The sequence below is a fragment of the Allobosea sp. AK1 genome (assembly GCF_006714945.1).
GTDB lineage: Bacteria > Pseudomonadota > Alphaproteobacteria > Rhizobiales > Beijerinckiaceae > Allobosea > Allobosea robiniae.
Window position 1 is genome coordinate 3,291,778 of the sequence record NZ_VFMG01000001.1, and the last position, 13,581, is coordinate 3,305,358.

Below are 13,581 nucleotides of genomic sequence, written 5' to 3' on the forward strand. Positions count from 1 at the left end.
GCCGATGTTACGCCCCCGCGAGAGCCGCTTCCACGGCCTTGAGATCGAAGCCCTTGAGCCCGATAACGGTGAGGCGGCCGTCGCGCGGCTCGCTCGCACCCCAGGCCCGGTCGAAATGATGACCGACGCGGCGGCCGACGCCCTGCACGACGAGGCGCATCGGCTTGCCCGGTACGGCTGTGAAGCCCTTGAGCCGCAGCACGCCCTCGGCCTCGGCGGCCTTGGCAACGCGCGCTGTGAGGTCTTCCGGGGTGAGCCCGGCCGGCAGCGGCAGGGCGACTGAGTCGAAATCGTCATGGTCGTGGTCGTGCTCGCCCTCGCCGTGATGCGAGGGGCGGGCGGCGAGATCGCTCTCGGCAGCCGCGCCGAGGCCGACGATCAGCGTCGGCTCGACCTTGCCATGGGCGGTCTCGACGATCTTGATCGCCTTGGGCAGGTGTTCGGCGATCTCGGCCTTGACCCGCGCCCGGCGGGCCTCGTCGACGAGGTCGCTCTTGTTGAGCAGGATGAGGTCGGCGCAGAGGATCTGGTCCTCGAACACCTCCTCCAGCGGGTTGTCGTGCTCGACCGAGGCGTCGGCAGCCTTCTGCGCCGCGAGTGCCTCCGGATCATCGGCGAACTGGCCCTCGGCCACGGCCGGGCCATCGACCACGGCGATGACGCCGTCGACCGTGACGCGCGAGCGGATCGCCGGCCAGTTGAAGGCCTGCACCAGCGGCTTCGGCAAAGCGAGGCCCGAGGTCTCGATCAGGATATGCTCGGGCGGGTTGGGCCGGTTCAGCAGCTTCTCAAGCGCCGGCACGAAATCGTCGGCGACGGTGCAGCAGATGCAGCCGTTCGGCAATTCGACCACGTCCTCGTCGCTGCAGCCGGCGATGCCGCAGCCCTTGAGGAATTCGCCGTCGAAGCCGAGATCGCCGAATTCGTTGACGAGCACGGCGAGCTTCTTGCCCTGCGCATTCTCGAGGAGATGGCGCACCAGCGTCGTCTTACCGGCGCCGAGGAAGCCGGTGATGATGGTGCAAGGCGTCTTGCCGAGATTGGCGGTCTGCGGAGCGTTCATGATGTCATCCTTGCTGGCGCGCCGGCAGAGGCGGCACGCGTGCGACCACGCCCTTGCGGAAGGACTGCGGCCGCTCTTTCCAGGGAACGATGCCGTTGGCGCTGGCGGCATAGGCCTCCGCCGCGCCGACGATCTCGTCGAGATGGGTGTCGGTGTCGAGATCGCCGATCAGATAGGTCCATTTGCCGTCGGCGCTGAGCGCGATGGTGCAGGGCCGCTTGCAGACGCAGAGGCACTCGACGGGCAGCACGGGGATCGTGCTGCCCTTGGCTTTGAGCTGTGCGGCGAGGCGCTCGGCCAGTGCCAGACCCGGCTGGTCGTAACCCTCCGGGAGATCGGCGCGGGCACGGCGGCAGGCCGTGCAGACATGAATGGTGAGGTCGCCCTCGGACATGGCTTGCTTTCAGGCTTCGGCGGCCCGGCGGGTCGCCCGTGGCCAGAGCACGCCGACCATGAAGGCGGTGACGAGCCAGAGCGCGGCCTGGATGCCGAGCGAGAGCGCCGCGAAATGGGCGGCGACCTCGGCCGGAACCTTGCTCTCCGGCGCGGCCGGATGCGGCGCACCGACGACATGCGGGAGCAGGATCAGGACGATCGCCACGAGCTTCAGCCAGGGCTGATCGAAGCGCAGGAACAGGAACAGCCCGACCCCGGTGGCGATGGCGGTCCAGAGCCACCAGAGCTGGCGTTGCTCCAGCGCGGCCGAGGCTGCCCCCGGCAACTCCGGCGCGAGCCCCATCGCCGGCGCGAGCCCCAACGCCAGGAAGCCACAGGCCCCCCAGACGAGGGCGCTGCGCTGGTCGATCCTGTCGCCCGCCGCGATCATGCCCGCGAGCAACAGCGCCGCGAAGCCGATCGCGGTCGCGATCGTCACCGCGCCGGTGAAGAGGGTGCGCTGGAAGCCGTCTTGCGGCTTCCATTCGGCATGGTCGTGGCCGGGGGCGTCGCCGGCCGGGCCATGCGCGAGGATGAGTTTCGCCTCGCCGTCGAACGCGGCGAGCGTCGGCGCTTTCAGCGCCAGCGCCGCCTCATAGGTCTCGGCCTTGAGGATCAGCGGGGTGGTGGTGACATGCTGCAAGGCGGCGACGATCAAGCCAGCCAGAAGCCCGGCCAGAATGCTGACCGTGAGAACACGCGTGATCATGGATGCTTTCCCTCAGTGGCAGGGAAAGGCGAGGCCGTGACGGGTGTCGTGCGCGGCGTTGTGGACATTGGTCGAGGCCGCGAAGCCGGTCGTGTAGATCAGCGCGACGCCGATCACGAGCGCGGCTGCGACCGCCTTGACGCGTTCCGAAACGCTGAGTGTGGGGGTGGAAACCGAAACGGTGTTCATATGCGTTCTCCGTGGCCGCCCCGCCGGCAGCCGGTTGGATCTCTGCGGGTTGACGGCAGGTCTCCTGGCTCACGGACTTCGCGTCCCTTGCCGCCTTCCCGGAGCGAGCGCTCCAGTGGCCGATGGCGAAGGACATCCGCTTACAGTTGCGGGGGCAGCCGCGGTCTCGCACCGCGTTCCCTTTTCACCTCCTCGCGGAGGCACCGTCAGCGACGATCATTAGCCTTCGCCGTGCCGCTGTGCAATGCAGGATGGTCTTTTGAACCCTGCTTCCACGATGCCGAACGAAATTTCCCACCTCACCCTCGTCCTCGGCGGTGCCCGCTCCGGCAAGAGCCGCCATGCCGAGGCGCTGATCGAGGCTTGTCCAGCGCCCTGGAGCTATATCGCCACCGCCCAGGCTTATGACGACGAGATGCGCGCGCGCATCGCCGAGCATCGCGCCCGCCGCTCGGCCGGCTGGCAGACGGTCGATGCGCCGCTCGACCTAGCCGAGGCGATCGCCGCCCAGCCGGCGGGCCGGCCGGTTCTGGTCGATTGCCTGACACTCTGGCTGACCAACCTCATCCTTGCGGAGCGCGACACGGCCGCTGCGCGCGAAGTTCTGATCGCCGCTTGCGAGCACGTTTCCGCCCCGCTCGTCCTGGTCGGCAACGAGGTCGGGCTCGGCATCGTGCCGGAGAACGCGCTCGCCCGCCGCTTTCGCGACGAGGCCGGGCGCCTGCATCAGGCGCTTGCGGCGCGTGCGGCCAGCGTGGTCTTCATGGTGGCCGGATTGCCGATGCGCGTGAAATGATGCGGATTAGATAATGACCAACACCGAAGACGCCGCCCGCCACAAGGCGAAGATGGAGAAGCGCAAGGCGGTACAGGACGCCGAGGTCGCCTCCAAGACGCTCGAGAAGGGGCTGCTGATCGTCAATACCGGCCCCGGCAAGGGCAAGTCGACGGCGGCTTTCGGACTGATCCTGCGGGCGCTCGGCCATGGCTGGCGGATCGGCGTGGTGCAGTTCATCAAGGGCGCCTGGTCGACCGGCGAGCGCAAGGCGCTCGAAGCCTTCGGCGATCAGGTGAGCTGGCACAGCATGGGCGAGGGCTTCACCTGGGAGACGCAGGACAAGGCTCGTGACATCGCCGCCGCCGAACGCGCCTTCGCCAAGGCGAAGGGGTTGATGGCCGATCCCGGGATCAGGCTGCTGGTGCTGGACGAGCTGAACATCGCCCTGCGCTACGACTATCTGCCGCTGGCCGAGGTCGTGACGACGCTGGCGGCGCGCCGGCCGGACCTGCACATCGTCGTCACCGGCCGCAACGCCAAGCCGGAGCTGATCGAGGTAGCCGATCTCGTCACCGAGATGACGCTTGTGAAGCATCATTTTGCTGCCGGCGTGAAGGCGCAGGAAGGCATCGAGTTCTAAAAGCGATATCTCACTGGCTGCCGGCTCTCCGCAACGGAACGAACGCGAGCGGTTCTCATGCGTTCTTGCCCTCGATCATCGTTTTCGGGGGTGGGCCATGAGTGGTTTTCTGTGGGGAGAGCTGGATCTCCTGCTCAGGCTGCTGGCAGGGATGGCTGCCGGCATCGTCGTCGGCTGGGAGCGGACCAACAAGCAGCGGGCGGCAGGAATCCGCACCTTCGGTCTGGTCGGATTGGGCACGGCCGCTGCCGTGACGATCTTCAGCGAACCGCATGAGGCGGATGCCGCCAGCCGCGTCGTCCAAGGGCTGCTCACCGGAATCGGTTTCCTGGGTGCGGGCGTCATCGTCCTGCGCCGGGGCCATTCGACGCCGACGGGCCTGACTACGGCCGCAGCGATATGGGTCACCGCCGCGCTCGGTTGCGCCGCCGGGCTCGGCGATCATGCCATCGTGGCGTCGGCAACGCTGCTCGCGCTCGTCCTGCTCGCCATCGATCATTCGGTCGAGCGCTTGGCCGGTCGTGGCGGGGCGGGCGAACACCGCAGCGCGCCGCCCTCCTGACCGCTTGGGCCGGCTCGATTCCGGTATCGAGGTCCGCAGAGCAACCCGGACGTCGGGTTGCTCTGCGCTGCGTTGATCTCCCAATGGCCGCCCCTTGACGACGGCAAGCCATAGTTTCAAATTGAATCCGAATTCAAATTCAATTTTGAGGCCGCGGATGGTTGGCACCCAATCGAAGCAACCGCGCAAGGCTGGTAAGCGCGAGGCGATCCTCGCCGCTGCGCGCGGAATCGTTTCGGAGGTCGGCTTCCAGGAAACCTCGATCGCCGCGGTGGCCTCCGCCAGCGGCGTCTCGACCGGCAGCGTCTATTCCTATTTCGCCTCCAAGGCCGAGTTGATGGCCGAGATCGTTGCGGCCGTATCCTCGCGCGAGCTTGCCGTGCTGCGTGAGATCGCCGCGAGCGACGCCCCCGTGGCCGAGCGACTGACTGCTGCGGTGGAAGCCTTCGCCCGCCGCGCTTTCGCCAACCGCCGCCTCGCCTGGTCGATGATCGCCGAGCCCGCCGATCCGGCCGTCGATGCGACGCGGCTGGACTATCGCCGCGAGATCGCCGGCATTTTTCGTGCGCTCGTCGTCGAGGGCGAAGGGCAGGGCGCCTTCCGCCCCGTCGATCCCGATGCCGCTGCGGCGATGATCGTCGGCGGCTTCATGGAGGCGCTGATCGGTCCGCTTTCGCCGGACCGTCCGATCACGCCCGAGCGCGGACGCGAGATCGCGGCGGCGCTCGCCGATCTCTCCCTTGCCGCGCTGATTTCCCGAGAAGGACAGGCCGCATGACCACGCTCGATGCCTACGGCTACGACACGCACGAAGTCCTGAACCAGGCGCCGGCGCTGGCAGATTACGACGCTTTCGCCGCGGACCCTGCGCTCGGCAGCATTCTCGACGCTTTCGGCGCCGGCTGGTTCCGCGGACAGGCGAGCGTGGTCGGCGGTCATGTCGGCTCGCAAGCGGTGCAGGATCTGGCGCGGCAGGCCAATCGCAGCCTGCCGGAATTGCGCACGCATGACCGCTGGGGTCGGCGCGTCGACCAGATCGAGTTCCATCCGGCCTGGCACGAATTGATGGAGCTCGCGATGCGCGACGAGTTCCATTCGCTGTGCTGGACCAAGCCACGAGCCGGCGCACAGGCGGCGCGGGCGGCGGTCTCCTATCTCTGGAACCAGGGCGAGAACGGCATCTGTTGTCCGCTCGGCATGACCTATTCGGCGATCCCCGTTCTGCAGCGCGACCCGGCGCGCTGGGCCGAGTTCGGTCGTTTGATCACCTCCTCCGATTACGACGGTCGCCCCTTGCCGGCTGCGCAGAAGCGCGGCGGCACGGTCGGCATGGCGATGACCGAGAAGCAGGGCGGCTCGGACCTGCGCCAGACCCAGACGGTCGCGACCCGCAATGCCGACGGCACCTATTCTCTCACCGGCCATAAATGGTTCTTCTCCGTCCCGCATTCCGACGTCTTCCTGACGCTGGCGCGCACGGAAGAGGGCGTCTCCTGCTTCGTTGTGCCGGGCTGGCTGCCGGACGGGTCGCGCAATCGCCTGCAGATCCAGCGGCTCAAGGACAAGTGCGGCAACAAGTCGAACGCTTCCTCCGAGGTCGAATTCCGCGGCGTGATCGCCCATCTCATCGGCGAGCCCGGCCATGGCATCCGCGCCGGGCTGGAGATGAATCACTATACGCGGCTCGATTTCGCCGTCGGCTCGGCCGGTTTGATGCGTCATGCGGTGGCGCAGGCCGCGCATCACACGGCGCACCGCCGCGCCTTCCAGAAGGCGCTGATCGACCAGCCGATCATGGCGAATGTCATCGCCGACCTCGCGCTCGAAGCGGAGGCTTCTGCCTGGCTCGCCTTCCGCTTCGTCCATGCGCTCGACCGCGAGGGCGACAGTGAGGCGGAGAAGCTCATCGGCCGCATCGGCGCGCCGATCGCCAAATACTGGAACTGCAAGCGCGCCACGCCGGTCGTGGTCGAGGCGCTCGAATGCCATGGCGGCAACGGCTTCATCGAGGACCACCTGATGGCGCGGCTCTATCGCGAGGCGCCGCTCAACGGCATCTGGGAGGGCACGGGCAATGTCGTCTGCCTCGACGTTCTCCGCTCGATCCGCCGCTATCCGGATTGCGTGCCGGCCCTGCTCGACGAGTTGCGCGCCGCCCGCGGCAGCGATCCCCGCTACGACGCGTTTATCGCCGAACTGGAAACCGACCTCGTCGATGTGCTCCGCCACGAGCATCTGGCCCGGCGCTTCGTCGAGCGCATGGCGCTCGGGCTCTCGGCCTCGCTGCTGATCCGTCACGCGCCGCATGCGGTTGCCGACGCCTATGTCGCATCGCGATTGGCCGGCGGCTGGTCCGGTCATTTCGGCTCGCTCCCGCAGGGCGCCGATCTGCAGGCGATCGCGCGGCGGGCCGTGCCGGTGCCGAACTGAGCTTCAGAGCAGCGTCAAGGCCGCGAACAGCGCCGCCAGCGCCCAGAGCAGGCCGCAGGAGCGCTTGTAGAGCGTGAGTGCCCGGCGGATATCGGCCGCGTTGGCCTCGGCCCGGCCATCGCCCATCCAGTGGTCCTCGACGCGGGTCTCGCCATAGGTGCGCGGCCCGGCGAGGCGCAGGCCCAGTGCGCCCGCCATCGCGGCTTCAGGCCAGCCGGCATTGGGCGAGCCGTGCTTGCCGGCATCGCGCCGCACCGCGCGCCAGGCGCCGCCCGCATCCGCCGCCGGATCGAGCGCTGCCGAGACCACCAGCAGCAGCGCCGTCAGTCGCGATGCCGGCAGGTTGACGAGATCGTCGAGCCGCGCCGCCGCCCAGCCGAAGGCGAGATGGCGCGGCGCGCGGTGGCCAATCATCGAATCGGCCGTGTTGATTGCCTTGTAGGTGGCGATGCCCGGCAAACCGCCAACACCCAGCCAAAAGGCTGGCGCGGTGATGCCGTCCGAGAAATTTTCGGCGAGGCTTTCGATCGCCGCACGCGACACGCCGGCCTCGTCCAGCGTCTGCGGATTGCGCCCGACGATCATCGAGACGGCACGACGCCCGCCTTCCAGCCCCTCCCGCTCCAACCCCTCGGCGACGCGGGCGACATGCTCGTAGAGGCTGCGCTGGGCGATCAGCGTCGAGGCGATCAGTGCGAGCGGGATCAGGCCGAGCGGCCCGAAGGAGAGGCACAGGCGCTGGACCAGCGCCGACAGCGCGATGACAACGGCGAGCAGCAGCAGGAGTGCCAGCACCCCCATCGCCTTGCGCAGGGCGAAGGAAGCGGTTTCCCGATTGAGCAATCGGTCCAGCCAGCCGATCAGCTTCCCGATCCAGGTGACGGGATGGCCGATTGCGGCATAGAAGCGCTCGGGATAGCCGAAGGCCGCCTCGACGGTCAGCGCGAGCACGAGCAGCGGCAGGCTGGCGGAGAGGTTCATGCAGGACGCGGACGGGGTCGTGGCTGAGGATGATATCTGGCATGGCGGCGATCTCGCCACGGCCCGCGCGCTCTTTCCGGAAGCGCCTGAGCCTTGGGTCGATCTCTCCACCGGGATCAATCCGATCCCCTATCCGCTTCCGGCGCTGCCGTTAAGCCTCTGGACGCGCCTGCCGGGCGCCGATGACGAGGCGGCGTTGATTGCGGCTGCCCGCGAGGCCTATCGCGTTCCGGCTCACGCAGACATCGTGGCGGCGCCCGGCACGCAGATCCTGATCGAATTGCTGCCGCGCCTCGCGCCGGCCGGCCCCGTCACGATTCTGGGCCCCACCTATGCCGAGCACGGCCATGCCTGGCGCAAGGCGGGCTATGCCGTCAGCGAAACCGCTACGCCTGCCGAGGCGGCCGCGACCATTGTCGTGGTCAACCCGAACAATCCCGATGGGCGCGTGCTGTCGCTGGCCGAGATCACGAGCCTTGCCGCGCATTGCGCCGCCCGCGCCGGCCTCCTCGTCATCGATGAGGCCTTCGCCGATTTCACGCCCGAAGCCAGCATCGTGCCGGGTTTGCCTGATGGCACGATCGTGCTGCGCTCCTTCGGCAAGACCTATGGCCTTGCCGGGCTGCGACTCGGTTTCGCCATCGGCGCGCCCGAGCCGATGGCGCGGCTCAAGGCGGCGCTCGGTCCCTGGTCGGTTGCCGGCCCGGCGCTCCATGTCGGCGCACAGGCGCTGTCCGATGCCGATTGGCTCGCCGGGACCGGCCGGGAACGGGCGCAGGATGCCGCGCGTCTCGATGCCCTGCTGGCGCCGCATGGGCGCGTCATCGGAGGAACCACCCTGTTCCGCCTCCTCGAAACGCCGAAAGCGGCGGCGCTCTTCGCCCGCCTCGGCCGCCACGGCATCTATGTTCGCCGCTTCCAGAATGCGCCGGATCGCCTGCGTTTCGGCCTGCCGGGCGACGAGCTTTCCTGGTCGCGCCTGCACGCGGCGCTCAGCGTCGCTGTCCCCTGAGCATCGCCATCAGCGTGAAGCTTGCATGCGGCCAGTGCGGGGACAGGAGCGGGCGCGCCCGCTAACGTCCATCGAAAAGGAATCGGGGAGAGACAACGCATGGCATTCCTGCCGCCGGAAGGCGAACTGACGATCGGCTTCGCCCATGCCGCCTATCAGCTTCGGGACGAGTTCCTGACGCGCGGCCGCGCCGCGAAAAGCTTCGAGGTCAACAGCCTCGACGACCTGCGCGAGCGGGCCCCGGAAGCCGATGTGCTCGTCGTCTCCGGGCTCTGGCGCAACGACCTGCTGCCGCGATTGCCGAAGCTGCGTTTCATCCAGTCGATCAGCGCCGGCACCGACCAGTTCGACAAACCCGCGATCGGCGCCGCCGGCATTCGCCTCGCCAGCGCCCAGGGCAGCAATGAGCGGGCCGTCGCCGAGCATGCGATGTCGCTGATCCTGGCGCTGACCCGCCAGATCCATTTTGCCCGGGACAACCAGGCGAAGCAGTTCTGGCGCCCGATGATCGGCGACAGGGCGCTGCGCGAGGACGAGCTCGGCGGCAAGACGCTGGTCGTCGTCGGGCTCGGCCGCATCGGCCTGCGGCTGGCGAAATTGGCGGCCGCCTTCGACATGCGCGTCATCGGCGTGCGCCGAAGCGCAGAGGCGCAACCGCATGTCGAGGCCGTCATCCATCCGAGCAAGCTCGCGGAAGCGGTGGCACAGGCCGATTTCGTCGCGCTGACCTGCCCGCTGACGCCAGAGACGGAGGGGCTGATCGATGCCCGCATCCTCGGCGCGATGAAGCCGAGCGCTTTCCTGATCAATGTCGCGCGCGGCCGCGTCGTCGACGAGATGGCCTTGCTCGATGCGCTCGGCAACAGCGGCATCGCGGGGGCCGGGCTCGACTGTTTCCATGAGGAGCCGCTGCCGCCGGTCTCGCCGTTCTGGCGCATGCCGCAGGTCATCGTCACCCCGCACAGCGCCGGCGAGACCCGCGCCTATGAAGGCAATGTGGTGGATATCCTCCTGGACAATCTGGGTCGCCTCGAACGCGGCGAAGCGAACCTGCGCAACCAGATCGTCTGAGCGACAGCAGGTGGCGGCGATGGCTTCGCCCAGATTCCTCCGGCCGGGCGGCCCTTCGCTGATCCCCGCGCTCGGCGTGACGCAGGTCTTCGGCTACGGTACGCTGTTCTATGCCTTCACCGTGCTGGCGCCGCGCATGACCGCCGATTTCGGCTGGGCGCCGGAATGGACCTTCGGCGGCTTCGCGATCGGCCTTTTGCTGGGCGGCGCCGTCGCCCCCGTCACTGGCGGCCTGATCGACCGCTACGGTACGCGGCTGGTGATGACGATCGGCTCCGCGCTGGCTGGCCTCTCGCTCTTCGCCTTGGCCGAGGCGCGCGGCATCGTCAGCTATACGCTTGCGATGGTTGCCCTGCAGGCGGTGACCACCGCTGTGTTCTACGACGCTGCCTTCGCTGCGCTGACGCAGGCGCGCGGCAGCCAGGCGCGCCGCGCCATCAGCCAGCTCACCCTGATCGGCGGCTTCGCCTCGACCCTGTTCTGGCCGCTGACCTCGAGCCTGCTCGGGATGTTCGACTGGCGCGGCGTCTACCGGCTCTACGGCCTCTCGCAGTTCCTGGTTTGCCTGCCCCTGCACCTGTTTTTCCTGCCCGGGCGGGTGAAGCGGCCGGTCGTCGCGCAGGCCATGGATGCGGCTACGCCGGCCCCGCAGGAGCCGGAGCTGGCTTATCTCCATGGCGATGCGCGCCGCCGCGCCTTCCTGCTGCTGGCGCTGGCCTTCTCGCTCCAGGGCTTCGTCGTCTCGGCTATGGCGGTGCATATGCTCGCGCTGCTCCAGGGCTTCGGGCTCAGCGCGGCCGTCGCGGTCGGCATCGGCGCGATGCTCGGGCCGTCGCAGGTCGCAGGTCGCCTTGTCGAGATGCTGTTCGGCCGCGCCGTCTCGCCAGTCACGACGGCCTGGGTCTCAGGCTGTCTGATGCCGCTCGGTCTCGCTCTGCTCCTTGTCGGCGGTTCGCTTCCGGTCGTCGCCGGGCTCTTCGCCATCGCCTTCGGCATCAGCATGGGGCTGAGCTCGATCGTGCGCGGCACCGTCCCGCTCCAGCTCTTCGGCCCGGTTGGCTTTGGCGCAACCATGGGCAAGCTCTCGGCGCCGGGCCTCGTCATCAAGGCGGCGGCGCCGCTCGTCTTCGCCGTCTCGCTGGAGCGCGGCGGCGTCATGCTCTCGACACTGCTGCTGATCGCCTTCTCGGCGCTTGCCGCCGGCGCGCTTTTCCTGCTGGCGCGCAGCCGCTAGAGCATTTTCGAGCGAAGTGGACACCGGTTCGCGTGAAGAAAATGCGGCAAAAAAGACTTAGGCCAGCATCGTGCGCCACCAGTGGCGCACGGCATCGCGTGTCCGCATCGCCAGGCCATAGGCAGCCGTAGCCCTGACCCGGGCAAGCACGCTGTCGCGCACGCGCACCACCTGTCCCATGATCCAGGCGAACCAGCGATAGCGCAGCAGTTTCTCGCGGCCGGCGTGATAGATGCGCTCGACGAAGACGAAGCTCATCAGATGCGCGAAGGCGGTGACCACCAGCCCGGGCCAGAACTGCCCGCGCGCAAACAGCACGAGGCCGAAGAGCTTCAGCGGCTCGGCAATAGCGAAGGGGACCGCCAGCGCCAGCAGGACGAGCGGCGGCGGCAGGGCGGCGACGCTCTCCTCGAGCCGGCGCATGACGCGCAATTCCGCGAGCCGGCGCAGCAGCGGCCGGTAGAGCGGCCGCAGGAGCTCGTCGAGGACGACGAAGACGGTGATGACGGCGCGCAGGACCGCGAGCAAGCCACGTGTAAGCGGGCCACGCTCCGGTGCTGATGGGGGCGGAAGATCTTCGGTCATCGCAACCGATTCATAGGCCGGGATTTGCGGCAATTCCATGCCGCCCGGCGCGACAACCCCTACCGGCGTGCGTCTTCCTTGAGCATCGCTACGCCCTTCTCGGCGATCATCATCGTCGGATTGGCGGTGTTACCGGATGTGATCGCCGGCATCACCGAGGCGTCGATGACGCGCAGGCCCGAAACACCGCGCACGCGCAGCCGCTCGTCGAGAACTGCGCCCGGATCATCGTTGCTGCCCATCCGCGCCGTGCCGACCGGATGGAAGATCGTTGTCCCCAGCTTGGCGGCGGCGTCGAGCAAGGCGTCGTCCGACTGGACCGCTTCGCCCGGCATGTATTCCTCGGGCCGGAAGCGGGCGAGCGGCGTCTGCGCCACGATGCGGCGCGTCAGCTTCATCGCGTCGACCGCGACCTGTCGATCCTCCTCGGTGTCGAAATAGTTCGGCGAGATCACCGGAGCATCGCGTGGATCGGCCGAGCGCAGATGCACGCTGCCGCGGCTGGTCGGCCTGAGATTGCAGACGCTGGCCGTGAAGGCGTCGAACGGGTGGAGTCCCGAACCCCAGCTGTCGAGCGAGAGCGGCTGGAAATGATATTGCAGGTTCGCCGTCGCGTATTGCTGCGAAGATTTCGCGAAGGCGCCGACCTGCGACGGGGCCATGGTGAGCGGGCCAGTGCGCAAAGCCGCCCATTCCAGTGCCATCAGCGGCCGGCGCCAGAGCCTGGCATAGTCGCTGTTCAGCGTCTTGACGCCCTGGACCTTGTAGACCGGCCGGATCTGGAGATGGTCCTGCAGGTTCTCGCCGACGCTGGGTGCATCGACCAGCGTCTCGATGCCGAGGTTCTGCAATCGCGCGCCGCCGCCGATGCCGGAGCGTTCGAGCAGGAGCGGGGAGGCGACGGCGCCGGCTGAGAGCACGACCTCGCCATTGACCTCGACCCGGAGTTTTTCCTCGCTCGGCGTGCCCAGCCCATGGGTGAATTCGACCGCCTTGGCCCTGCCATCCTCGAAGACGATGCGCTCGACATGGACGCGGGTCTCGAGTCGGAGGTTATGGCGCTCCTTCTGCTCGAGCAGCGGCTTCAGGAAGGCGCGATAGGCGCTGAGCCGCCGTCCGCGCCGCTGGTTCACCTGGAAGTAGGAGGAGCCTTCATTGTCGCCGGTGTTGAAATCCGGGATCTTGGCGATGCCGGCGGCTTCCGCCGCATCGCGGATCGCATCGAGGATCGCCCAGCGCACGCGCGGATGCTCGACGCGCCATTCCCCGCCGGCCTTGTGCAGCCCGCCGGGCGGCGGCGCGATATGGTCCTCATGCGCAAGGAAATAGGGCAGCACGTCGTCCCAGCCCCAGCCGGAAAGGCCGCGCTGGCGCCAGCCGTCGTAATCGGCGGCCTGGCCACGCATATAGACCATGGCGTTGATCGCGGAGGAGCCGCCGACCACCTTGCCGCGCGGATAGGCCAGCGCCCGCCCGCCGAGACCGGCCTGCGGCTCGGTCTGGAACAGCCAGTCGGCGCGGGGATTGCCGATCGCGAAGAGATAGCCGACCGGGATGTGGAACCAGATCCAGTCGTCCAGGCCGCCGGCTTCGAGCACCAGGGTCTTGGTCTCCGGATCGGCCGCCAGCCGGTTGGCGACGACGCAGCCGGCAGAACCCGCCCCGATCACGACATAGTCGAAGCTGCCGATCAGGCGGCGGTCGGAGGAGGCGGGGTCGGGCATGGCGGTTCCCGTCAAATGGCGGATAGCGATCCGTCCGAACTGGTACTGTGGCATAGGCGCGGGATCGATTGGCCGCAATGCGACGAAGTTCCAAACCGGCTCGTGCCTTTTTAGGCGCGGCGGTCGTCCGAGCGTACATTGTCGCGCTCTCGACCGATGGAATTCTGA

General features: G+C 68.2%; 15 protein-coding genes and 1 riboswitch. Of the genes, 8 read left to right on the forward strand and 7 right to left on the reverse strand.

From position 1 onward, the window contains the following. Window positions 1-7: 7 nt before the first annotated feature. Genes cobW through FHT98_RS16105 form a run of 4 tightly spaced genes read right to left on the reverse strand, consistent with a single transcriptional unit; the run spans window position 8 to window position 2,396 of the window. Window positions 8-1,063: a cobalamin biosynthesis protein CobW gene (gene cobW / locus FHT98_RS16090; RefSeq protein ID WP_142114605.1), complete on the reverse strand. Its 1,056-nt coding sequence runs from the start codon at window positions 1,061-1,063 to the stop codon at window positions 8-10. A gap of 4 nt (window positions 1,064-1,067) precedes the next feature. Further along, window positions 1,068-1,457, reverse strand: coding sequence for a DUF1636 family protein (locus FHT98_RS16095; protein WP_061968848.1), 390 nt, complete (start codon window positions 1,455-1,457; stop codon window positions 1,068-1,070). A gap of 9 nt (window positions 1,458-1,466) precedes the next feature. Beyond that, a complete protein-coding gene (locus tag FHT98_RS16100; protein WP_142114606.1) occupies window positions 1,467-2,207 on the reverse strand; it encodes a CbtA family protein in 741 nt (246 codons plus the stop codon). Window positions 2,208-2,219: 12 nt separating this feature from the next. After that, on the reverse strand, window positions 2,220-2,396 hold the full coding sequence (locus FHT98_RS16105; protein ID WP_061968845.1) for a CbtB domain-containing protein: 177 nt from the start codon (window positions 2,394-2,396) through the stop codon (window positions 2,220-2,222). 37 nt (window positions 2,397-2,433) lie between these two features. After that, window positions 2,434-2,618: riboswitch (cobalamin riboswitch) on the reverse strand. A 55-nt stretch (window positions 2,619-2,673) separates the two neighbouring features. On the opposite strand from FHT98_RS16105, the gene cobU reads away from it, so the two are divergent. The 5 genes from cobU to FHT98_RS16130 all read left to right on the forward strand — a co-directional run bounded on the left by cobU (window position 2,674) and on the right by FHT98_RS16130 (window position 6,806). Then, the gene (cobU, locus tag FHT98_RS16110) at window positions 2,674-3,192 is read left to right on the forward strand and encodes a bifunctional adenosylcobinamide kinase/adenosylcobinamide-phosphate guanylyltransferase (RefSeq protein ID WP_142115788.1); all 519 of its coding nucleotides are present in this window, start codon (window positions 2,674-2,676) and stop codon (window positions 3,190-3,192) included. Window positions 3,193-3,205: 13 nt separating this feature from the next. Further along, window positions 3,206-3,814 (forward strand): cob(I)yrinic acid a,c-diamide adenosyltransferase, encoded by a 609-nt coding sequence (cobO, locus tag FHT98_RS16115; protein WP_142114607.1) that lies wholly within the window; start codon window positions 3,206-3,208, stop codon window positions 3,812-3,814. A 97-nt stretch (window positions 3,815-3,911) separates the two neighbouring features. Next, a complete protein-coding gene (locus FHT98_RS16120; protein WP_142114608.1) occupies window positions 3,912-4,376 on the forward strand; it encodes an MgtC/SapB family protein in 465 nt (154 codons plus the stop codon). 157 nt (window positions 4,377-4,533) lie between these two features. Then, the gene (locus FHT98_RS16125; protein WP_142114609.1) at window positions 4,534-5,154 is read left to right on the forward strand and encodes a TetR/AcrR family transcriptional regulator; all 621 of its coding nucleotides are present in this window, start codon (window positions 4,534-4,536) and stop codon (window positions 5,152-5,154) included. Beyond that, window positions 5,151-6,806, forward strand: a complete 1,656-nt coding sequence (locus FHT98_RS16130) for an acyl-CoA dehydrogenase family protein (protein WP_142114610.1) — start codon at window positions 5,151-5,153, stop codon at window positions 6,804-6,806. Before FHT98_RS16125 ends, FHT98_RS16130 begins: the two co-directional genes overlap by 4 nt. A gap of 3 nt (window positions 6,807-6,809) precedes the next feature. Here FHT98_RS16130 and cbiB read toward each other — a convergent pair whose 3' ends face one another. Further along, window positions 6,810-7,787, reverse strand: coding sequence for an adenosylcobinamide-phosphate synthase CbiB (gene cbiB / locus FHT98_RS16135; protein ID WP_142114611.1), 978 nt, complete (start codon window positions 7,785-7,787; stop codon window positions 6,810-6,812). Between cbiB and cobD the strand changes: the two genes are divergently transcribed. From cobD to FHT98_RS16150, 3 genes are all read left to right on the forward strand, one after another. Then, a complete protein-coding gene (gene cobD, locus FHT98_RS16140) occupies window positions 7,786-8,799 on the forward strand; it encodes a threonine-phosphate decarboxylase CobD (protein WP_142114612.1) in 1,014 nt (337 codons plus the stop codon). The genes cbiB and cobD overlap by 2 nt on opposite strands. Window positions 8,800-8,898: 99 nt before the next feature. Beyond that, window positions 8,899-9,870, forward strand: a complete 972-nt coding sequence (locus FHT98_RS16145) for a D-2-hydroxyacid dehydrogenase (RefSeq protein WP_142114613.1) — start codon at window positions 8,899-8,901, stop codon at window positions 9,868-9,870. 19 nt (window positions 9,871-9,889) lie between these two features. Next, complete coding sequence (locus tag FHT98_RS16150; RefSeq protein ID WP_185745182.1) at window positions 9,890-11,104, forward strand: MFS transporter; 1,215 nt, start codon at window positions 9,890-9,892, stop codon at window positions 11,102-11,104. Window positions 11,105-11,161: 57 nt separating this feature from the next. On the opposite strand, the gene FHT98_RS16155 is transcribed toward FHT98_RS16150, so the two are convergent. Next, complete coding sequence (locus tag FHT98_RS16155) at window positions 11,162-11,689, reverse strand: hypothetical protein (RefSeq protein ID WP_142114615.1); 528 nt, start codon at window positions 11,687-11,689, stop codon at window positions 11,162-11,164. 59 nt (window positions 11,690-11,748) lie between these two features. Continuing rightward, window positions 11,749-13,413 (reverse strand): GMC family oxidoreductase, encoded by a 1,665-nt coding sequence (locus FHT98_RS16160; protein WP_142114616.1) that lies wholly within the window; start codon window positions 13,411-13,413, stop codon window positions 11,749-11,751. Window positions 13,414-13,581 lie beyond the last annotated feature (168 nt).